The organism is Virgibacillus phasianinus, from assembly GCF_002216775.1.
Classification (GTDB): Bacteria; Bacillota; Bacilli; order Bacillales; family Amphibacillaceae; genus Virgibacillus_F; species Virgibacillus_F phasianinus.
Map to the genome: position 1 here is coordinate 3,347,817 of NZ_CP022315.1, position 21,390 is coordinate 3,369,206.

Annotated in this window: 20 protein-coding genes; 3 read left to right on the forward strand and 17 right to left on the reverse strand. The window is 38.0% G+C overall.

Annotated elements, in window-relative coordinates; all coding sequences use genetic code 11:
- Positions 1–30 precede the first annotated feature (30 nt).
- From CFK37_RS16175 to CFK37_RS16220, 10 genes are all read right to left on the reverse strand, one after another.
- The gene (locus CFK37_RS16175) at positions 31–1,389 is read right to left on the reverse strand and encodes a UDP-N-acetylmuramoyl-tripeptide--D-alanyl-D-alanine ligase (RefSeq protein ID WP_089062843.1); all 1,359 of its coding nucleotides are present in this window, start codon (positions 1,387–1,389) and stop codon (positions 31–33) included.
- 2 nt (positions 1,390–1,391) lie between these two features.
- Positions 1,392–2,861, reverse strand: a complete 1,470-nt coding sequence (locus CFK37_RS16180; protein WP_089062844.1) for a UDP-N-acetylmuramoyl-L-alanyl-D-glutamate--2,6-diaminopimelate ligase — start codon at positions 2,859–2,861, stop codon at positions 1,392–1,394.
- Positions 2,862–3,155: 294 nt separating this feature from the next.
- On the reverse strand, positions 3,156–5,084 hold the full coding sequence (locus CFK37_RS16185; RefSeq protein WP_089062845.1) for a stage V sporulation protein D: 1,929 nt from the start codon (positions 5,082–5,084) through the stop codon (positions 3,156–3,158).
- A gap of 91 nt (positions 5,085–5,175) precedes the next feature.
- Complete coding sequence (locus CFK37_RS16190) at positions 5,176–7,410, reverse strand: penicillin-binding protein (protein ID WP_089062846.1); 2,235 nt, start codon at positions 7,408–7,410, stop codon at positions 5,176–5,178.
- A 22-nt stretch (positions 7,411–7,432) separates the two neighbouring features.
- Positions 7,433–7,804 carry a cell division protein FtsL gene (gene ftsL / locus CFK37_RS16195; protein ID WP_089062847.1) on the reverse strand — a complete coding sequence of 124 codons (372 nt, stop codon included), beginning with the start codon at positions 7,802–7,804 and terminating at the stop codon, positions 7,433–7,435.
- The gene (gene rsmH, locus CFK37_RS16200) at positions 7,801–8,781 is read right to left on the reverse strand and encodes a 16S rRNA (cytosine(1402)-N(4))-methyltransferase RsmH (RefSeq protein WP_089062848.1); all 981 of its coding nucleotides are present in this window, start codon (positions 8,779–8,781) and stop codon (positions 7,801–7,803) included. Before rsmH ends, ftsL begins: the two co-directional genes overlap by 4 nt.
- A 67-nt stretch (positions 8,782–8,848) precedes the next feature.
- A complete protein-coding gene (mraZ, locus tag CFK37_RS16205) occupies positions 8,849–9,280 on the reverse strand; it encodes a division/cell wall cluster transcriptional repressor MraZ (protein WP_089062849.1) in 432 nt (143 codons plus the stop codon).
- Positions 9,281–9,527: 247 nt separating this feature from the next.
- Positions 9,528–11,153 carry a bacillithiol biosynthesis cysteine-adding enzyme BshC gene (gene bshC / locus CFK37_RS16210; RefSeq protein WP_089062850.1) on the reverse strand — a complete coding sequence of 542 codons (1,626 nt, stop codon included), beginning with the start codon at positions 11,151–11,153 and terminating at the stop codon, positions 9,528–9,530.
- Positions 11,154–11,249: 96 nt separating this feature from the next.
- Positions 11,250–11,633 carry a DUF3397 family protein gene (locus CFK37_RS16215; protein ID WP_089062851.1) on the reverse strand — a complete coding sequence of 128 codons (384 nt, stop codon included), beginning with the start codon at positions 11,631–11,633 and terminating at the stop codon, positions 11,250–11,252.
- A 2-nt stretch (positions 11,634–11,635) separates the two neighbouring features.
- Complete coding sequence (locus CFK37_RS16220) at positions 11,636–12,514, reverse strand: 2-dehydropantoate 2-reductase (RefSeq protein WP_157724871.1); 879 nt, start codon at positions 12,512–12,514, stop codon at positions 11,636–11,638.
- A gap of 162 nt (positions 12,515–12,676) precedes the next feature.
- Here CFK37_RS16220 and CFK37_RS16225 point away from each other — a divergent pair, with 162 nt between their 5' ends.
- Complete coding sequence (locus CFK37_RS16225; RefSeq protein WP_089062853.1) at positions 12,677–13,159, forward strand: N-acetyltransferase; 483 nt, start codon at positions 12,677–12,679, stop codon at positions 13,157–13,159.
- A 148-nt stretch (positions 13,160–13,307) separates the two neighbouring features.
- Here the strand turns inward: CFK37_RS16225 and CFK37_RS16230 are convergent, their stop codons facing one another.
- From CFK37_RS16230 to CFK37_RS16245, 4 genes are all read right to left on the reverse strand, one after another.
- On the reverse strand, positions 13,308–13,793 hold the full coding sequence (locus CFK37_RS16230; RefSeq protein ID WP_089062854.1) for an RsfA family transcriptional regulator: 486 nt from the start codon (positions 13,791–13,793) through the stop codon (positions 13,308–13,310).
- 98 nt (positions 13,794–13,891) lie between these two features.
- On the reverse strand, positions 13,892–14,653 hold the full coding sequence (locus CFK37_RS16235; protein WP_089062855.1) for an enoyl-CoA hydratase/isomerase family protein: 762 nt from the start codon (positions 14,651–14,653) through the stop codon (positions 13,892–13,894).
- A 105-nt stretch (positions 14,654–14,758) separates the two neighbouring features.
- A complete protein-coding gene (gene rpmF / locus CFK37_RS16240; protein ID WP_089062856.1) occupies positions 14,759–14,932 on the reverse strand; it encodes a 50S ribosomal protein L32 in 174 nt (57 codons plus the stop codon).
- A 50-nt stretch (positions 14,933–14,982) separates the two neighbouring features.
- A complete protein-coding gene (locus CFK37_RS16245) occupies positions 14,983–15,513 on the reverse strand; it encodes a YceD family protein (RefSeq protein ID WP_089062857.1) in 531 nt (176 codons plus the stop codon).
- A gap of 184 nt (positions 15,514–15,697) precedes the next feature.
- Here CFK37_RS16245 and CFK37_RS16250 point away from each other — a divergent pair, with 184 nt between their 5' ends.
- On the forward strand, positions 15,698–16,912 hold the full coding sequence (locus CFK37_RS16250) for a nucleotidyltransferase (RefSeq protein ID WP_089062858.1): 1,215 nt from the start codon (positions 15,698–15,700) through the stop codon (positions 16,910–16,912).
- Between the two features lie 705 nt (positions 16,913–17,617).
- Here the strand turns inward: CFK37_RS16250 and CFK37_RS16255 are convergent.
- Positions 17,618–18,634 carry a SepM family pheromone-processing serine protease gene (locus CFK37_RS16255; protein WP_089062859.1) on the reverse strand — a complete coding sequence of 339 codons (1,017 nt, stop codon included), beginning with the start codon at positions 18,632–18,634 and terminating at the stop codon, positions 17,618–17,620.
- A gap of 222 nt (positions 18,635–18,856) precedes the next feature.
- Between CFK37_RS16255 and ylbJ the strand changes: the two genes are divergently transcribed.
- Complete coding sequence (ylbJ, locus tag CFK37_RS16260) at positions 18,857–20,065, forward strand: sporulation integral membrane protein YlbJ (RefSeq protein WP_172840519.1); 1,209 nt, start codon at positions 18,857–18,859, stop codon at positions 20,063–20,065.
- A gap of 62 nt (positions 20,066–20,127) precedes the next feature.
- Here the strand turns inward: ylbJ and coaD are convergent, their stop codons facing one another.
- Together coaD and rsmD are read right to left on the reverse strand one after the other, a co-directional pair.
- Entirely contained in the window at positions 20,128–20,607 is a 480-nt protein-coding gene (coaD, locus tag CFK37_RS16265) for a pantetheine-phosphate adenylyltransferase (protein WP_089062860.1), read from the reverse strand.
- Entirely contained in the window at positions 20,604–21,176 is a 573-nt protein-coding gene (gene rsmD / locus CFK37_RS16270; RefSeq protein WP_089062861.1) for a 16S rRNA (guanine(966)-N(2))-methyltransferase RsmD, read from the reverse strand. The genes coaD and rsmD overlap by 4 nt, the downstream gene beginning before the upstream one ends.
- Positions 21,177–21,390 lie beyond the last annotated feature (214 nt).

Consider the following 21,390-nt stretch of genomic DNA (forward strand, 5'->3'; position numbering starts at 1 on the left):
ACAATTACCGCCCAAGATTGTTGTTTACTATCACTTAATTTTATCAATTATTTTTTCAAACTGCATGCCTCTGGAAGCTTTAAATAAAACGAGTGTATCTTTGTTCAAATAAAATTCAAGGCCATGAGCCAACTCTTCTTTTGTGCTAAAATGCTTGCAAACCACTCCATTTTCCATGGCTGTCACTTTTTTATTAATCGATTTTGCCTGGTCGCCGAGTGTGAACAATACGGAAACAGAGTCATCGATTACATCGGCAATTGATTCATGGAAACTCTGTGCATGTTCCCCAAGCTCTAAAATGTCACCCAAAACTAAAATTTTTGTAGAAAATCCACTCATTTGTTTCACAACATCAATTGCGGCCTTCATTGATGTTGGCGATGCATTATAAGCATCATTTATTATCGATACATCATTTCTCCCTGATACCATTTCAAAACGCATAGAGGTTAACTGAAGCGATGATAGTGCTTGTTGGATGACACCCGAATCTATACTCATTAATTTAGCAAGTGTAATTGCAAACGTTGCGTTTAAAGCATGGTGGCTCCCTAATAATGGTACAGAATATGATGCTCCATCTGCTAGAACAAATCCCGTGTGATCCTGCGAAATTTTCACTTGGTTTATTTCAACAGTATTCCCAGTATTAAAACCGCAGCGGATAACCCTGTCTTTGGAATGAAATGCAGATAATAGTGGTTCATCACCATCAATTAGCAAATAACCATTTCCAGTCATTCCTGTTACTATTTCCGACTTTGCCTTGGCAATCCCTTCTCGCGACCCAAGATATTCAATATGGGATTCCCCAATATTCGTGATCACCGCATAATCAGGTAAGGCAATTTTAGATAAGCGTTCAATCTCGCCAAAATTACTCATGCCCATTTCAAGTACTAATACTTCTGTTTTCCTATCCATTGCTAAAACGGTTAATGGAAGTCCGATTTCATTGTTGAAGTTACCATTAGTTGCATGGGTTTTGTAGCTTGATTTCATAACGGAAGCGATAAGATCTTTTGTTGTTGTTTTACCATTTGAACCTGTGATTCCAATAACAACAGGATCTATTTCTTTCCGATAAGCAGCTGCTAACCCCTGCAGCGCACGAAGTGTATCGTCCACAAAAAAAACGGGGAATTCCGTGGGCAGGAAAGATGGAAGTTCTTTATTTTTATTCCATATTGTTGCAACTGCTCCATTATCAAATGCCTGTTTAATAAAATCATGACCATCAAAGTTTTCACCCACAATGGGAATAAACAATGACTTACTCGAGCGAGTGCGACTATCTGTAACAACTTCATTAATCTGTATTGTATCTTCAGCTACACCACTATAGTTTCTAAAAATAGTAGAAATCCAATTAGTTGTAAATAACATAATTATTTCCCCTTAGATAAAATTGCTTGCCTCGCTATTTCCCTATCATCAAATTGATATTTCGTGTGACCAATTAATTGATAGGTTTCATGTCCTTTACCGGCTATCAGAACCACATCATCGTCACTGGCAAGATTGATTACACGATAAATGGCCTGCCTCCGATCTTGAATTATTTCATAATGTTTTTCCATTTGTCCATTAACCATATCCTCTAATATAGCCGAAGGATCTTCTGTTCTTGGGTTATCGGACGTAAAAATAACCTTATTCGCATATTTTAATGCAATTGCTGCCATTTGTGGACGCTTTGTTTTATCACGGTCACCTCCGCACCCTACAACAACGTAAATATTTTTTTTGGCAAATTCCTTAATAACCTGTAATACATTTTCCAGTGAATCCGGGGTGTGAGCATAATCCACTATGGTTGTAAAGGGCTGATCCCCTCCAACCGGTTCAAATCTTCCACTAATTCCAGTAATTTTCTCTAGGGCTGATTTGATCGTTCCCAAGGGAATATGAAACGCCATCGCCACACCAACAGCTGCAAGCATATTATAGACATTAAACATCCCAATGAGCATACTGCTAACAGAGATTTCACCTACCTGCGTATTCAATGTGAAAATTGTACGGTTTGCTTTAAGCTCAACATCAGTTGCCATAATGGCAGCCTCTGTATTACAACCATATGTAATAATATGCTGTGCGGTGCTTCGTTTGATCATGTCATGACTAGGATCATCCACATTTATAACAGCAAATTTCGGATGTGTCTTCCTGTACGTATTTCCCAATTGGGAGAATAAGAGACTTTTTGCACGGAGGTAATCATTCATGTCCTTATGGTAATCCAAGTGATCCTGCGATAGATTACTGAATACCGCCACATCGAAATCACAGCCGTACGTCCTTCCCATATCAAGCGCATGGGACGATACTTCCATAATTGCTGTATCCACATTATATTCTACCATTTTATGAAAACTTTTTTGTAAAAACAATGAATCTGGAGTAGTATTTTGGACAGGAAATAAGCGATTACCAATTTTCATCTGGATCGTGCCAATTATCCCCGTCTTCCAATTACATTCATTCAATATCTTTTCAACTAAATAAGTTATTGTTGTCTTACCATTGGTTCCTGTTATCCCGATTAAAGGAAATTTGGTTGTTGGGTAATGATAAAAATGTGCTGCAATCATTGCAAGGGCCCGTGAAGAATCTGGTACAAGAATGGTAGGTATATTGGTATCAACGGCTTTCTCAACTAAGATGGCAGCTGCCCCATTTGCTATGGCCTGATCAATATATTCATGACCATCTACAGTAAAGCCATTAATACATATAAAGAGATCTCCTTGATTTACCTCACGTGAGTCCATTTTGATTTCATTTACAAATACATCTTCAACTGCATACATAGCTTTATAGAATGGCAAGATGGAAATGATTTCATTCAATTTCATCGCATTCATCCTATCCATATGTATTCTTTTCTTTATCAATATTTAAGAGGGTGGTTACACCCTTTTTTTAAAGGCTGCTTTCTAAAAGATTATTGTTTTTGACACAAAATCCATAAACTGTGACGCAACTGCAACGTGATTTCCGCTGCAGGCAGTCGCCCGCGGAAAGCAACGGTCCGCAGCGGAAAACAGCCTTTTTAAAATTATTCCTGCACATCAAGAGCATATACAAAGTTTTTCTGATTCTTAAACTCTAAAAATATATTATACCAGTTTTTTATTGGTATATCACGGTCATTTTTCATCTGATAAATAAATCCTCATTTTTGAACCCGATTCTACTTTTGTTCCGGCACTGGGTTCCTGATCAACAATGTATTTCCCTTCACCACTGGTTTTAATGGATAAGGTTGTTAAATAATCAGCCAGTTCACCTTTCTTCAGCCCAATTAGGTCAGGAACAGTTACTTCAGGTTCTTCAGGCCATTTATATTCTTTTGCCAATCCATCTGTTCTTTTTTCTACTCCCATCGCACTCAAACTGTCGCCAATAATCGTTCCTACAATCGGGGCCGCTACAACTCCACCGAATTGTACTGTATCTTTAGGGTTATCAATTGCCAAGTATACTACTATTTCCGGGTCATCAGCAGGTGCAAACCCAATGAATGACAAGACATAATTATTTTGCATATACCGTCCGTCAGGTCCTACCTTTTGGGCAGTACCTGTTTTACCTCCTACCCGATACCCTTCTACAAAAGCAGGACGACCAGTACCTTTAGCCACAACGCTTTCCAGAGCATTTCGAATCTTTTCAGAGGTGGCCCCAGAGATTACTGTGTCCTCTACTTTCGGTTCTACCTTTTCAACAACATCTTTCGTTACCGGATCAATCCATTCCTTAGCTATATGGGGTTCCATTAAATTTCCGCCATTTACAGCAGCAGAAACCGCCATAACTTGCTGAATTGGCGTGACAGATACCCCCTGCCCGAAGGAAGTTGTTGCCAGTTCAACAGGCCCAACCTGTTCTGGTTTAAAAAGAATACCGCTGCTTTCGCCTTGTAAGTCAATTCCTGTCTCTTCGCCAAAACCAAAATCCCTTATATAGGAAAATAATTTTTCCTGCCCAAGCTTCATACCCAAATTTACAAATCCAGGGTTACAGGAATTTTGCACAACCTCTAAATATGTCTGGTGGCCATGGCCGCCAGATTTCCAGCAATGCAGCTTTGCACCTCCAACTGAAATTTCCCCGTCGTCATTAAATGTATCTTTTTGTAAATTAACTGCATTTTCCTCTAAAGCCGCTGCAAGGGTAATAATCTTAAAGGTTGAACCTGGCTCATAGGTACTCCAGATTGGCAGATTTCGGCTATAAATGGTCGGATCAAATTTTTTGTACTGACCTGGTTTAAAATTTGGACGAGACGACATAGCAATTATTCCACCAGTTTTGGGATTGACTGCAATAGCAGATGCGCCATCTGGCGAATATTTTGCAACAGCTAAATCAAGCTCACGTTCAATAATTGTTTGCACCTTGGAATTGATTGTTGTTTTCAGTGTTAGTCCATCTACTGGCGCTTTATATACATCAGCTGGATCATCCAGACGAGCACCCTTGGCAGTAGAATAATATGACAGGCTCCCAGGTGTTCCGCTTAACTTATCATTATAGTATAACTCAAGTCCCATTAACCCCTGATTATCAATTCCTGTAAAACCTAAGACGTGTGATAAATAAGCCCCATGCGGATAATAACGTTTTGAATCCTTCGCTAAGTATACCCCCTCCATATTGTATGTTTGTAATGTCTTTGCTTGTTTCTTGGAAATCTTTCTTCCCTTTGGATGTATACTAACTTTACTTCTTTTTTCTGTTACATACTCATAAGCTTTCTTATTCGTAATATCAAGTACACTAGCCAGTTTTTCCGCCGTATCTTCCTTGTTCTTTATTTGACTCGGAACAAGAATAACAGATGGCGCTGAAACGTTTTTGGTCAGTACTTCTCCATTTACATCCAGTATCCTCCCACGTTCCGCCTCAAACTTAATATCCCTGCTCCATGAATCATTCGCTTTTTTAATTAATTCATCGGCAAGAAAAAATTGTACATACCCCAATCGAATATTAATCACAAAAAATACAACTAAGCCAATTAAAAAGACAGCGACTATTCGTTTTCTCACTGCTACAGTAGATACTCGTTTCATATTCCATCCCCTTTTCATAGGTAGGCTTGTATCCACTATATGATTGAAAAAATCGAAATAGAACACTGTCTAAACTGCTTATTTATGACTATTATTGTTCCCCGGTTGGTTCATCCGATGCACCATCTTCTTCCTGAGCTTCCTTTATACTTTCCTGTTCATCCTTAGGTTCCTGTTTCTCCGTATTAGGATGTTTCAATTCAACACCCAGGTAATCATTTTTCTTAATAGGGGCACCTTTTTTGATACTCTGTTTAACCACGTACCCATTTCCCATTGTTTCAACTTTGAGGCCAATAAGGTCTGCCAGTTTATATACCTCACGCATGGACCATCCTGTTATATCGGGCATAGTTGGTTTATCAGTCAGCAGTAAAATACGGTTGTTTGCCAGTATTTCTTCTCCTTTTGGTGCACTGACATCGACAACTTTATCTCCTCCACCAATAACCATTATATGCTTAAGTCCTAACTTTAATAACTGTTCTTTTGCTTCTTTTGCGTCATGACCAACTAGTTCCGGAACTTCAATGATTGAGGCTTTTTCGGTTGCCTCTTTATCCGGATCGATGTTCATGTAATGCAGACCATTTTTCATAACATTTTTAAAAATAAACGACACTGGTATGGATCCGGCCTCATGCTCCAGCTCAGGTTGTTTAACAGAAACATACATCATCAATTCAGGATCATCCTTAGGCGCCATACCCAGGAATGAATAAATATAGTTTCCGTTGCCTGATAAGTATCCCCGTCCATCAGGATTTGGAATCTGTGCCGTTCCCGTTTTACCTGCTACAGAATAGTCATCGAGTTTATAATTCGCCCCGGTTCCTCCATCACCTGTTACTACAGTTCCAAGTAATTCTTTTACATGATCTGCAGTTTCTTTCGAGATAGGCTGTCCGACTACGTTCGGCGACTTTTCCTTTATCGTTTTACCCGAATTTGAATCAACAATTTTCTTAATAACATAAGGTTTTAACATTTTTCCATCATTAGCAATAGCCGTAGCGGCTTTCATTTGCTGGATTGGTGTAACGGTTGTACCTTGTCCAAAGGCTGTTGTGATTTTTTCGATGGGATAGTCAAAGACTAGTTTACCAGCAACCTCATCTGGTAAATCGATGCCTGTTTTTTCATCGAAATCAAATGCCTTATAATAGTTCAAATAGGTTTCCGGTCCCATTACTTCCCATAATAACTTTGCTGCTGCAACGTTTGAAGAACGTCTGAATCCCTCGTCAAAAGATATCTCGCCCCAACCGTCAATATTGTAATCATAGATTGCTTTCGTATTAGGGAGAGGCTTATATTTACCAGACATATATGTTGCGTCTCCATTATAATTCCCCGAATCTATTGCTGCGGACCAGGTAAACATCTTCATTGTAGAACCAGGTTCGTAAGGTGTTGAAATTGCATCATTATACCAATTTTCAACATTGGCGGGATTATTCGGGTTGTAGCTTGGACGATTACTCATCGCCACAATTTCACCAGTTTTAGGGTCCATGACAATTGCTGTTATCCGCTTTGGATTATATTCTTCATTGACTTGAGAAAGTGTATCTTCCAATAGCGTTTGGATTTTTTGATTGATCGTTAAGTAAACATTATTGCCATCTTCCGGCTTTTGGATTATTTGATTCGGGTCTAATAGTTTCGTACCGTATTTATCACGTTGATACGAAATTTTGCCGTCTTTTCCATCCAAGATATCATTCATTTCACGTTCAATACCCGCTATCCCAGTTATTTCACCTTCCTTTTTCTGTGCGAAACCAAGGATGTGGGAAGCAAACATTCCATTTGGGTAATATCGTATCGATCTCTTTTCAAATTTTATCCCCGGCAAATCAAGGTCCTGAATTTTTTCTTTCGTTTCCTGGGATAATTCCTTTCCATCTGAGCCGAATTCTACTTGGAATTTATCATTTTCTATACCATACTGCAGCCGCTTTAAAATATCTTTTTCTTCCATATCTAATAGAGGAGCCAGCATCTCCGCAGTTTTTTCTGGGTTTTTAACATGCTGTGGCTCCTCTAGATCCTTCGAGTAGGATTCATCTACTATCGCGAATATTTTAAATGTAGGTCGATCATAAGCAAGCGTCATTCCTGTACTATCAAAGATTTTACCCCGTTCGGAATCTAGGGTAGTGGAAGTTGTGCGTTTTTTGTCCGCCCACTCATCCAAGGATACACCATTAATTTCACCAGTGGCCTGTATGTACATGAACCTCCCTGTCAAAATCAAAAATATGGAAACGAAAACTAAAATGAGAATTCCGGCCATAAAGTGTGTTGTTTTATTCTTTTTCATGACAAATCCACCCTGCTACTTGTTACTTGTTTAATCCACTAACTTGCTTAATTTTTGCATCTTGAATTTGCAATCCATTTTCTTCAGCTATTTTAACAATTCTTTCCGGTCTGCTCAACTCTTTCTTTTGATAAATAAGCCCTTCATTCTGCACCTTTTGTTGTTGAACATCATTTTCAAGTGCTTGTAACTCTCTGTTAATGGTGTCTGTGGAAGAGGCAAAAGATACCATGTAAATAGCTGCTATTAGTAAACAGACGCCTACAATAGAGTATAACACTTTTTCACCTTTTGTGATCCAGCTTTGTTTTCTTACTTTAACAACAACCTGCTTGTCCTTTTTTGGAGCGGTAGGCTGCATTTGGTCCCAACTGCGGGCATGACTTGCGCTCATTTTTTATTCCACCCTTCCATATAAGTAAATTCCGCGTCCCATGGTTTCATTTTCTCGACTATTCGCAGTTTGGCAGATCTTGACCTGCGATTCTCTTCAAGTTCGTCATCTTTTGCAATAATCGGCTTTCGTGTAATGACTTTAAATGGTGCCTGATGGGTTTCAGGTACAATTGGTAAGTTTTTCGGAACAGGTTTAGTTGTACTCCATTTTTTAAAGGCTTGTTTGCAAATCCTGTCCTCTAATGACTGAAATGTAATAACAACAATTCTACCGCCAACACTAACCATACGAGCAGCCTGATGTAATGCATCATTAAAAACGGCTAATTCATCATTCACTGCAATCCGCAACGCCTGAAAAATCCGCTTTGCGGGATGTCCTCCTGTCCGCCTTGCAGCAGCTGGTATTGCTTCCTTTATAATGTCAACAAGTTGATGTGTTGAATTTATGGCTTCCTTTTCCCGGCGCGCTTCTATTTTTCTGGCTATCTGTTTGGAAAACTTTTCTTCTCCGTATGTAAAGAAAATCTTTACCAGTTTTTCGTATGGCCAATTATTTACAATTTCGTGAGCGTCTAGGCTTTGCTGCTGATTCATACGCATGTCTAGGTATGCATCATGCCTATAACTAAATCCACGTTCACCACGATCGAATTGCGGAGAGGAAACACCCAAATCAAATAGTATTCCATCAATGTTAGTAATTTCGTGTTTAATTAATTCTTCTTCAAGGTTACTGAAGTTTTTGTGAATAAAAACCACTTTGTCACTAAATACGTCTAGTTTTTCTTTTGCTGCATGTAACGCATCAAGATCTTGATCAAAAGCAACTAGCAACCCATTGTCATCCAGTTTGCTTGCAATCTTTTCAGAATGCCCCCCACCACCAACTGTGCAATCGACATATGTACCATTAGCAGACAATTGTAATCCGCTTATGGTCTCTTCTTTTAATACACTGTAATGATTGAACATGGGCACACCACTTTCGTTACTAAATTAAAGTTCAAATACCAATTATCCTAAAGTTTGCATTTAAAAATTAAATATCAAAATCCATCAAATTTTCGGCGATCTCAGCAAACGATTCCTCGGAATCATTAAAATAATCATCCCAATTTTCGCTAGCCCAGAATTCAATTCTGTTTGACACGCCAATTACTACACATTCTTTGCTTAACACAGCGTAATTTCGAAGTGTCTGAGGAATATTTATTCTACCCTGATTATCCACTTCGCACTCAATAGCTCCAGAAAAGAAAAAACGAGTGAACGCTCTAGCATCTTTCTTTGTTAGGGGGAGTTTCTTTAGTTTTTCTTCAAGCAGCTTCCATTCATTCATTGGATAAGCAAATAAACACTTATCCAACCCACGGGTCACAACAAACCGCTCACCAAGTTCTTCTCGGAACTTAGCAGGGACGATAATTCTACCTTTATTATCGATGTTATGTTGAAATTCTCCCATGAACATATGGTTCTCCCCACTTTCATATAATCATGTTACCACATCCCCCCACAATTCACCACATTATTTTATAACTTTTTTTCGTTCCCTTAAAAAATGGGAATATAGTCTCCCTACACTGGTTTTTAACAAAAAAAATATCCCTATAAATTTCATGATCATCGTTGGCAGATCAATGAAATATAGGAATATCATAAGACATAAAGTTATTTTTTAAGTTAAGTGGTGGAAAGTGGTACCACCCAATATACGTTTATAAATATACAATATAATGATCGTGTTCATAGGAACAGGATTCATCGGTTAATTCTTTAATAAATTCGATTCCGTATTGATTAATCCACGGCAGGGGATTCCATATTCTTTCCTGAAGACCTCCATTTGGCCGCATTGCCAGTTGCATCGTATCGAATTCATATATTTCCATTTCATATTTTTCTTCTATGCTTTTTATCATTCTTTTTTCAAGAAATGCTACGTCACGCAATAAGTAAGTTAAATTCTTATCTGCTAAATCCCCAATATCTGATCGAATCGACTGGGCAAGCTCACGCAAAGGTTTATGCGCTTCATCAATTGTTTGCTTCAATTGACTTGATAATTGCACGACAGGTGGATCGGTTTTTGATTCGAGCCAATTTTGTTTGCAATCTAATATTCCGGTATTGACAGCATATTCTACCGGAATGTCATATTTATGCAGCAGCTTTTCAACATTACGTTCCATAAACGTAAATGAAAGACGCGGTATTACAGGAGGCATCTTTAAATTATTTACATGAAAAGCTCCCTTTAATACTGACCAATAACTGATTTCACCGGGACCGCCAATAAACGCTAGCGACGGGAAAACCATTTCCTGCATCAGTGGCCTTGTCATTACGTTGTTGCTTAATAATTCCGGTTCATTTTTAGCAATTGACAGCATTTCTTCCGTTGTAAACTTTATTTCGTTGTGTTTTCCAACCCAGTATCCATCATCATTGCGTATTAACAGGACACGCTCTTCGCCATTTTGATAGAATAAATTTGCGTCATTTGGGTCTGACTCAATCGACAAAGAATAGTTAAGTTTAGTAATTTCCAGAAAAGCATCGTGAATGGAATCAGTGGTTTTCGATTGTCTTTCTATAAGGTCAATGAAATAGCTGCTCTCTAGTTTCCTTACTTTGGCGTCATTTGAATCAATAAGCACGAGCCCTTCCTCGGCAAACAACCGAAAGATAATCTGCGCAAAAAAGTCAATATATGTTTCCGAGTTGGCCAGGTACGTTTTTAACGAATGATAGAGATCATTGGTACGGGACGTTTCACCTAATTCCATAAATAACGTATCAATCCACTCACTTGCCTGATCATCATCTACGGCGATGTCTGAGACGGCCTTCTTTCCCACTATACGTTGCAACAGCTTATGTTTTTTCATTTTTGAATTGTCCTGCAAATAAATATGATTTATTTCATCAAAGTCATGGTCTTCCCCGGCAATCCAAAAAACAGGTATGACCGGGACCCCCAATTGCTCTTCCTGCTGTCTCGCAAGCTGAATGACCGATATTAATTTGTTAATGGTATACATTGGTCCAGTCAGCAAACCTGCCTGCTGTCCTGCAATGACAACAAGACTATCATCCTGTTTCAGTCGTTCAATATTACCTAGTGTACTTAAAGGAGCATTCCATTTTGTATTTAATTTATGTAATACCTCTGTTAATTGCTCGCGATTAACATTTTTATTTTGTAAATCTTTTGCTCGTTTTTGAAATACACCCGACTCAAACGGATTATAATCAAAATGCTGCATGACCGTTTCCTGTTCATTTCTATAGTCTTGGATAAGTTTATTTTGTGTTTGTATATTGATAGGTTGAATGCGCATAAAAATTACATGCTCCTTTAATGTTAATCATAATTGTGCATCTTGTATTCTACATAATTCCAAAGGATATTTCATGGAATTTGTTTGGGGCGCAGACTATACGGATAATAGTTGCTTAGCAATGCCAATTAAAATCAACCCAATGTACAGGAAAAAAAACAGTAAAAAACTAAGCCGCCATACAATCTTGCATGCTTTCTTAAAAGCAACCTCCGTATGATTTACACGTTGAATAATAATTAGTACTGTCAGACAAACAAGGTGAAATAAAATAATATAACCCACAAAAAAGTCATTAAATATAGCCTTTAGCATCATCATGACAGATAGAATATATAAAATGGCGGACCATGCCACCGCCTTATGAAATGCATACAACCGCGTTTTCCTTTGTAAACGATGACCTTTATATATAAGCCAGGTGACAATAAAAGGAACCATTATTGCACATGCAATTATATTGATAACAATGTTCCACATTTTTACTGATTTATCCCCTTTTTAGCCTCCAATGCCTTCATGCTGTTATAAACAAATGTTGTGTATGGAATGGTGTCGGTTGATTTTTTTACTAAGTAACCCGATATAGCTTCATTCTCTGTTTGTTTATGATCCTTGAGATCCTTAAACATCGAACTTACGTTTTCTTTTGTTTGCGTAGCCACAGTTTGAACATTATTCCATTGAACCATATAATCCAATTGCAAAACTGTACATGCTTCCCGGCATAATTCCTTCGCTATTTTCGTCAGATATATGTTGCGAAGTATATCACCATTTGGCACCTCAAAAATAGCAGTTAGTGGATTAATCACCGCATTTATTACTAATTTCTCTGCCAATAATTTCTCCCAGTTTTCCACAACCTGGAATGGAAATTGTTTACTTCCCAATGAGTGAATCATAGTGAATAACTGATTATCGTCGCCACTATAAACTGCCAGTTTAATTTCACCCATCCCAGTATGTGTAACGATATGATCACTTTTTCGTAATGCACCATGAGTCACGATACCGATATATACTGGGTTTGACAGATCCTTTAGAAGATCAATATGCGCCATGCCATTTTGAAGGAAAATAATAGGTGTATGTTTAGTTAAATGGGATAATAATTGCACCAAAGCACCTATCTCCGGCTGTTTCACACATACAATCACACAATCCTCTTCCTTTAATTCACTGGTTAATAAAGCATTAACCCGGCAGGGAGTCGTGTTATTTGATAAAAATAAGCCATGATCATTTAACTTTTGTTTTTGTTTTGGTCTTCTAACATAAAGTGTCACATTGTGCATTTCACACAGATATTTAGCCACCAAAAGACCAATAGATCCTCCGCCTATTATACCTATTTTCATCTTACTATCTCCCATCCATAGCCTATATTTGCTTATTGTAGCAAACAATTGCTATCTTGTAACCAAAATTTACGATGATATTTTCATCCTCTTCGTTTCATTCTGAATTCGTTTATACTATAATTGAATTATATAAGAAGGAAAGTGAAGGGGGATACAATGATGAATCAAATCAAAGTTGAAAAATTATTAATCAATTATAAAACACTTGAAAAGTTCAAACACTTTAAGGCTTACGGAAATCAGGAGCTTTCTATGCTCGAGGACTTACAAAGCAACATTGTGGAAAATGACAGTGAATCGCCATTTTACGGAATTTATTATGGAAATAATTTGGTAGCGAGAATGAGTTTATACAAGGTGAGGGCGAAATATGATGCTTACTTTAAACCGGCCCAGGACTATTTGGAGCTTTGGAAATTGGAAGTGTTACCCGATTACCGCGGAAATGGTTATGGAAGAGCATTAGTGGAGTTTGCAAAACAGGATCAATTGCCAATCAAAACAAATCCAAGAATAAATTCCCAGGGTTTCTGGGAAGAAATGGACTTTCAACAAGCAAAATATGAAATGGAACGGGACTTAGGTCAGAATCCATATATTTGGATGCCTGCCGGCGTAAAAGAAAAGGAAAAAGAAAATTAAGAAGGACTAATTGTGAAAGAGAAAGACATGATTGATTGCATTTACATCAGTCATGTCTTTTTTCCATGGGAAAATATTATAAATTCAGGCTTTCAAGAGTAGTTCTTAGCGGAAATGTTAAGAGAGGGCTGCAGCTGCCGGTCACTTATTAGTTTTTCACCGAAGTTTTAACCCAGCTCCAAAGGTTTCCCATCTCTTTCCACGCTTCATCGTAACGGTTTATAACAGCTTTAAGATGATTATTTTCTTCCTCCAGCTTTTTAACTGTATTCGCTTGTTCCCTATGTTGAATGCTATTTTCACTTGAATAGGCTGATTTCATATTTTCCAGCAGTAAAATAGCGGTTTCGATTGTTTCCTGATTACCTTCAATTCTATGTTCCTTTAAATTCACTGCACTGTTATGTGTCCTGTTTTTTCTTTCCTCTTTAGCGGTATTCACTACGTCCTGATAGTTTTTTCGTATAGTTGCATTCCATCTAAATCCGCAAGCAGCTGACGTGCGGGATAGTTGATTTGCTACATCTTTAAATGCTTCTAGTTGTGTTTTACCTTCACGTATATACCTTAGTACCGTATCAGCTAATATTACATCCTCATCACTTGACCAAGCATCCTGTCGCGTACGATTCATACCATCACTCCTTAACTATTTGCTATAAATGTATGCGAAAAGTAGCAGTGATAGACTAACTGATTACTATTTTGGCGATAAACTTTTTCTATTACACCTTATTTATTTAAAAATTGACTTACAGCTTTCACGTGTTCTTCCGAATCCCATAGTTTGGCACAGTTTCGCACCTCATCGTCCATTAAAGCGGACAGCCCAAGCACACCAACTTTTTGCTTATACTGTCTATCCAGTATTTCCATTTGCGCCAAGGATTTAGAAATATAGGGAGACAGAACCCCTTGATCCTCAAAAATTTCAGTAGAAACCATTCTATGTATCCAACCCTTGTCCATTAAAAATGATGCATCATATTTTTCAGCTTCTATTAGCCAGGTGTAGGCAAAGCTTGGATGAACTTTTTCATATAACAATGCACCACCGCCCCAACCAGGAGTGATCCCTAATTTTGTTTGAACAAAACCAAATTTCGTTGCCTCCCTGGCGATACGAAAATCACAAGCAGTAGCAATTTCACACCCGCCACCAACTGCATCACCATTCAATAAACAAACGGTTGGCACAGGAAAGGAAACGATATCATATAACACTTCTTTCATTTTATATAATTCATGAAATGCATCAATCTGGGTTAACTCCCCGTGTAAGTCCTGTAAATCTCCGCCGGCACAGAACATTTTATCGCCTGATCCAGTAATAACTAAAAATTTGATTTCCAACTCCCTTGCCTGCTTTATTGCTTCCCTTAATTCTTCGGCCATTAAACTTGAAACTGCATTTCTTTTCTCTGGCCGATTTAAAGCAATTATACTATATCCTTCCGAAAACGTGTCAAATTGGATCGTTTTAAACACTATCATCCCTACTTTATTTTGTTTTTTTGAAATCTTGGCTTGCCGAGCTAGACTGGTCCATTAATAAGGTTTAAAAAAACAGACCACAATTTACGCGGTCTGTTAACTTAATTATGCTTCTTTAATTTCTTTTCCACCGTAATGTCCACAGGATTTGCATACGTGATGTGGTTTAGTTAATTCACCACAGTTTGAACATTCTACCATGCCAGGTACGTGTAATTTTTTATGAGTACGACGTTGGTTTTTTACTTTTTTAGACGTTCTTCTTTTTGGTACTGCCATGACTTACACCTCCTTCAATTGACAAAACAAAATTTGAACTGAATATATTCTTATTTCTCTTTGTCATTATCGTTAAATAATCGCTTCAGCTTCTTGAAACGAGGATCAATCGTTTCCTTTTTTTCATCGGAAGTCACAAACTCCCAGCCATCACCATTAAAAGTAGCATTTTCCTGTGCTTCCTTATCATCGGAAAATACCCGAAATGGAACCTCTAGTAAAATATTTTCCTTTATATACGGCGTTAAGTCAAGTGTTTCACCAGTAATTGGATGAATTTCATTCACTTTTTCTTCTTCTCCGTAGTATGCAGATAGGGTAAACACTTCTTCGGCATGAATGTTAAATGGAAATGGAACATCTACAAGTGTTCTTGCACATGGTAAAATCATTTCACCTTTAATCGTAAAAGAAGAAATAATTTCGTTTCCTTGAATATAACAATTCCCTTTTACGTAAACCGGTTCTATCTTGCGAATATCATTGTTTAGTTTTTCGAGTTCTGAAACATCAACATATTCCTCGAACTGAAAGGGTTCATTATAAGTACTTCGCTTAATTTTTCCAATAGCAATTTGCATAATTATCACCTCTAGGCAACAAGAGTAATTTTAAAAGGAAAATCAACTTTTGTCAACATATTTTCTTTACACTTTATAAAAGTTGCACCGTCTAATTAGTATCTCCACCATTTATCCTTATAATCGTGCGCCACTCCCATTTTTTTGGTACAATGAGGCTATTACTAGTGAGGAGTTGTTTTAAATGGACGCATGTGGTTTGGTAGTTGAATATAACCCTTTCCATAATGGTCATCAACATCATTTAAATGAGGCGAAGAAAGAATCAGGTGCTTCCTGTATGATAGCCGTTATGAGTGGGAATTTCCTGCAGCGCGGAGAACCAGCCATTATTGATAAATTCTATCGAACCAAGGCAGCTTTAGCAAGCGGGATTGATCTGGTACTCGAATTGCCGTATGTCTATGCAGTTCAAAGCAGCGATCTCTTCGCCAAAGGTTCTGTTCAAACGCTAAATGAAATTGGTGTTTCCTCTATTTGTTTTGGCAGTGAATCCGGTACTACATCTAATTTTATATCAAGCTATCAAATCTTTAAAGAAAGAGAAGCAATTTTTAAAGAAAAATTACAGGAAAATTTAACGAGTGGACTAGCTTTTCCGGAAGCAAGTAAATATGCCTACAAGGAAATTGGATTGACATCAGATGCAATGGATTTATCTCAACCAAATAATATTCTAGGGTTTAGTTACGTAAAAACAATTCTTGACAAAAGCCTGCCTATCAGACCCTTTACGGTTCAACGAATGAAAAGCGGATACCACGATCAGACAATTCGTAACTCCATTGCCAGTGCTACGAGCATTCGCAAACAACTTTTTCATGATGGCAGTATTACCGAACAAACCGCAGTTACCATGCCTGAAGAAACCAGTAAGGAATTGAAAACGTACCATGATAATACGAATATATGGCATAACTTTGAAAACTATTTTTATTTATTGCATTACCGGGTCATAACAATGAGTGCAACTGAGCTCGCTCAGATTCATGGTGTCGATGAAGGTCTTGAATACCGTATCAAAAAAACTGCACAATTTGCCATGTCGCTTTATGATTGGATAAAGGCCATTAAAACGAAACGGTATACCTGGACAAGGATTCAACGAATTTTTATACATATATTGACAAATACAAAAAAAGAAGACATACAACCTGTCAAAGAGAATCCAACTGTACCATATGTACGGTTATTGGGCATGACTAAGAAGGGCCAGGCGTATTTGAATCAGCAGAAAAAGAAAATGGATGTACCACTTATTTCTAAGCTATCCCATAACCTTGATCCTTTGTTGGCAGTTGAAGAAAAGGCAAGTAATGCATATTATAGTGTTCTTCATCCATCCTTACAACGAAAATTTATCGGACAGGAACTCGGCCCCCCTATTATTCTTAAATAGCAAAGAGGCTAAGACAAAAGTGATTCAGTAACAGAGAAATCCGAACTATGATTCCAAATTCTTTAATTAGAATTTGGATTAGTTCGGATATTTTTCTGGGCTGTTTTTGTAAACCTTACTGCGAATTGTCCATAAACTGCGACGTAACAGCGACGTGATTTCCGCTATGGGCAGTCGCTTTCCGCGGGCGGCTGGTGAGCCTCCTCGAGCTCACGCTCGAAGCCACTGAAAAAGGTATAGATAGTACACAAACATGTGGATCTATCATCGCATCTTGAATATACTGCGCTTTCCGCGGGCGAGTGACGAGCCTCCTTGCCCCGGCAAGGGGTAGCCGACGTTGCCCGCAAAGGGCGGTTTTAGTCGGGCTTCATTAACTGCCGTCCTCCGGGGTCTCGCCGATCTCTCACTTCCCGCAGGAGGCTCCGTATATTCAAGATGCTAGGTAAAGGTGAAAAGCTAAATTTATAAAGTCCACCACTTTTTCAGTGGCCTTGAAAGTGAGACGATGAGACCCTGGAGATAGCGGTCTTTGCTATCGAGGAGGCTCAGCGCGAGCCCACGGAAAGCGTAGTGTTTTTCCGCAGCGACCGCAGGACGCCAAACATGATTTTTAGTTACGTCGCTTATTGAAAAAGTAACGTTTTAAACTGTCTATCCTGTGATTGTTCGTCCTTGAGTAGTTATGTCCCAGCCTCTCGTTTTTTACTTTAATTTTTGCAAATAATGTAGTGCGTCTTCAAAAGTGTCCACCGGAACAATTTTCATATCTGTTCCAATTTCTTCTGCAGTCTTTTTCGCTACTTCATAGTTAGATCCTTCAGCACCATTTTCATTCGGTGCAAAGAAAATTTTACAACCCTCATCATCCGCTGCTATTACTTTCTTATCAATACCTCCAATACGTTGAACGTTTCCTTCATAATCAATTTCGCCAGTACCACAAATCTGGTATCCATTGGTAAGATCCTTTTCCGTTAATTGATCATATATTTCCAGTGAAAACATCAACCCGGCACTCGGGCCACCAATGTTGCCACTTGAAAATGTAACCTCGGGATTAACGTCAACACTGCGATCAGTGACCAACTGAATACCTATCCCTACTTTATCATCCAGTTTTTCAAAAGATTCCAGTTCAATTTCTTTTGTGAGGTGTTTATCCCCGCGTACAATTTTCAGTTTAATTGTTTCTCCCGCTTTTTTGCCCTCAACATACTTTATAAGATCTTCAGATTTCTTAACTGTCTTGCCATCCATACCTACAATTCGATCACCTGATTTCAGGATTCCGTCAGCCGGCATTCCTTTGATTGTAGTTACAACATAAACACCATTATAATTTATTTCAATTTCCTTATCTGCAGCGTTATATGCTACCACAATGGCCTTTTCCTGTGAGCTTTCCATCATTTGTAATTGAACATGAAAATACTCCTCTTCGGTCACACCTTTTGGTCTTATTTCCTTAATCGGATGGAGCTCATGATGCGGCATAACCTTAGCCAAGGCATACTGGATTGGTGTAGCCTGTCCTCCGCGAACTGTTACAAGATGCATATCTCCTTTACTGTCAAATCCATCTTCAACCTTGACTACTGGATTTAATGCACCTGCATCGCCAGGCTTGTATATGTAATACGGTAATTTATATGTTGAAAGAAAAAATGCGATGGCGACTATAATAATTAAATATACCAAATGGCGTTTCGTAAATTTCATCTAAAAACTCCTTCTGCATAATCAATGTGAACATTTCTAATTTGCAAAGTTTAGGCATAAATGGATGAACCAAAAGCGTATAGTGATAATAGCTTGTATCCATTTTTTGTATGATTTACTTAACAAATCATGGAAACTAATTTTATCAAACAAGCTAAAATCATTCTACTACTATCAAAAAAATATGTACAGGATGAGCTCATTCAGGTAGGGGGCTTTAATTTGAAACAGGTTATAAAAACGATGCTTTTTGCTGGTACAACCTTATTTATGACATTCGCCTTAATTACATATCCGGATCAGGCTTTTGAAGCGAGTTTACGCGGCTTAAGTATGTGGCTTGAAAAGGTGTTTCCTTCTCTTCTTCCCTTTTTTATAACTGCAGAACTACTAATTGGCTTTGGTGTTGTAAAGTTTTTAGGTGTCTTATGTGAGCCTATTATGCGACCGTTGTTTAACGTACCAGGCGTTGGAAGTTTCGCGTGGGCAATGGGAATGGCAAGCGGATATCCGACCGGGGCAAAAATATCTGTAAGACTGCGAGAAGAAAAGCAACTTACCAGACTAGAGGGGGAACGATTAGTTTCTTTTACAAATGCCTCAAGTCCTTTGTTTATCTTTGGAGTTGTGGCAGTAGGTTTTTTTTATGATGCTAAACTTGGTATATTACTGGCAATTGCCCATTATGGCGGAAATGCGCTAGTTGGAATTTGCATGCGGTTCTACGGGAGAGAAGAAAGCAGCCTGCGGAATCGAAACGAGGATCAAAAAGTCTCCATTGTCCGGGCATTCCAGGAAATGCACTCCACCCGCCTAAAGGACCCAAGACCAATTGGAGAAATTTTTGGTGATGCTGTAATTAATTCGATCAAAACACTTGTAATGGTTGGCGGTTTTATTATCATTTTCTCTGTATTTATCAAGCTTCTATATATAGTTGGCATTTCACCTGTGATTGCAAGCATATTTAAAGTGATATTACATCTATTTTCAATGCCTGTTGAATTAGCATTGCCTATCTTTTCAGGGTTGTTTGAAATAACAATAGGCTCTGATATGATTACCAAGGCGACAGCAGATCCATTAATCGCCAAGGTGGTAGCTGTAAGTTTTATATTAGGGTTTAATGGATTTTCAATTCAGGCCCAGGTGGCTAGCATTTTAGCGAAATCTGATTTAAGATTCTTCCCCTATTTTTTTGGAAGAATTCTTCATGGCACATTTGCAAGTATTCTTATTTTACTTCTGTATAAACCTTTTTACCTTGATAGAAAGGTTACCAATCTGGATGGATTGCCCGTTGCAGGCCATATGCAGGAGAATTTCTGGCAGCACTGCCTTGATTACCTACAAATGTTCGGACCAATTATTTCCATATTCTTCATTTCGCTGGCATTCCTGATTCTATTGCGACGACAACTTATCAAATAAGAAAAAAGATGTTGTAAGGAATAACGGATATGGAGTATCCGTCCAAACAACATCTTATGTAATCAATTATATTTTTTATGTAATTCCTGTGCTACAACCTCTGGGACTAAATCCGAAACATTTGCTTTATATTTTGCAACTTCCTTCACTATACTCGAACTTAGGAAAGAATACTGGTTGTTTGTCATCATGAAGAATGTCTCAATGTGCTCATCAAGTTTTCTGTTCATCGAGGTAATTTGCATTTCATATTCAAAGTCACTAACCGCCCTTAGACCCCTAAGAATAGCATTAGCATTCATTTGTTTTGCATAATCAATTAGTAACCCATCACAAGAATCAACCTTAACATTCGGTATATCCTTTGTGGATTCATGAAGCAAATGCACACGTTCCTCAACGGAGAAAAGCGGATGCTTACCCTGATTATTAAATACTGCTACAATTACTTCATCAAATATTCTTGCACCTCTTTGGATAATATCTAAATGTCCATATGTAACAGGATCAAAGCTTCCCGGGCAAATTGCTAATCTGCTCATACGAAACCCTCCTTTTTAGTTTTTTGATACAATGTGATACCGATGGTTCCACCATAAGATGATTGTTTAATCACTGTAAAAGTTGGGTGTGTTTCAGGTAAGTTTTCCCGTTGATCATGTTCGCAATAAATATATCCATGTTGATCAACTAAATCTAACTTTGCTAATTCATTCAATAGTTCTCCATAATCAACTTTTTTATATGGCGGATCAAGTAAAACCAAATTGAATTTCAATTCTCTTTTTGCTGCTGCCTGCATTGCCCTGAATGCATCCGTCCGAAAAACTTCAGTTCGCTCTTCTAGTTGCAAGTCTTTAATATTCTCATGGATCGTCTGTATAGCCTTTGATTGTTTATCCACAAAAATAGCATGTTCCATCCCTCTGCTTATCGCTTCAATACCAAGGGAACCACTGCCCGCAAACAAATCTAAACAGGATCCGTCTTCAAAAAAAGGCCCAATGATTTGAAAAAACGCCTCTTTTACTTTATCAGTTGTAGGTCTGGTTTGATTACCTGGTACAGCTTTTACCTGCCGTCCCTTTAAATTGCCAGCAACTACCCGCATTTGACCACCTCTATTTGACATAGTTCGTCATTAATCCTATCATAAAAAGATTTATAAAAAAACTACTAAACATGTTGTATAGAAATCTTTTTCCTGTCCATACTAAAAAAATGAAACAGCAAATGCTTTGCTTGGTTGTTTCACGATCTAGAAGAAGACTTACTTCCCCATAAGTTCTTCTTCTGATTTCTCCTCTCCCTTTACTTTTTGTTTT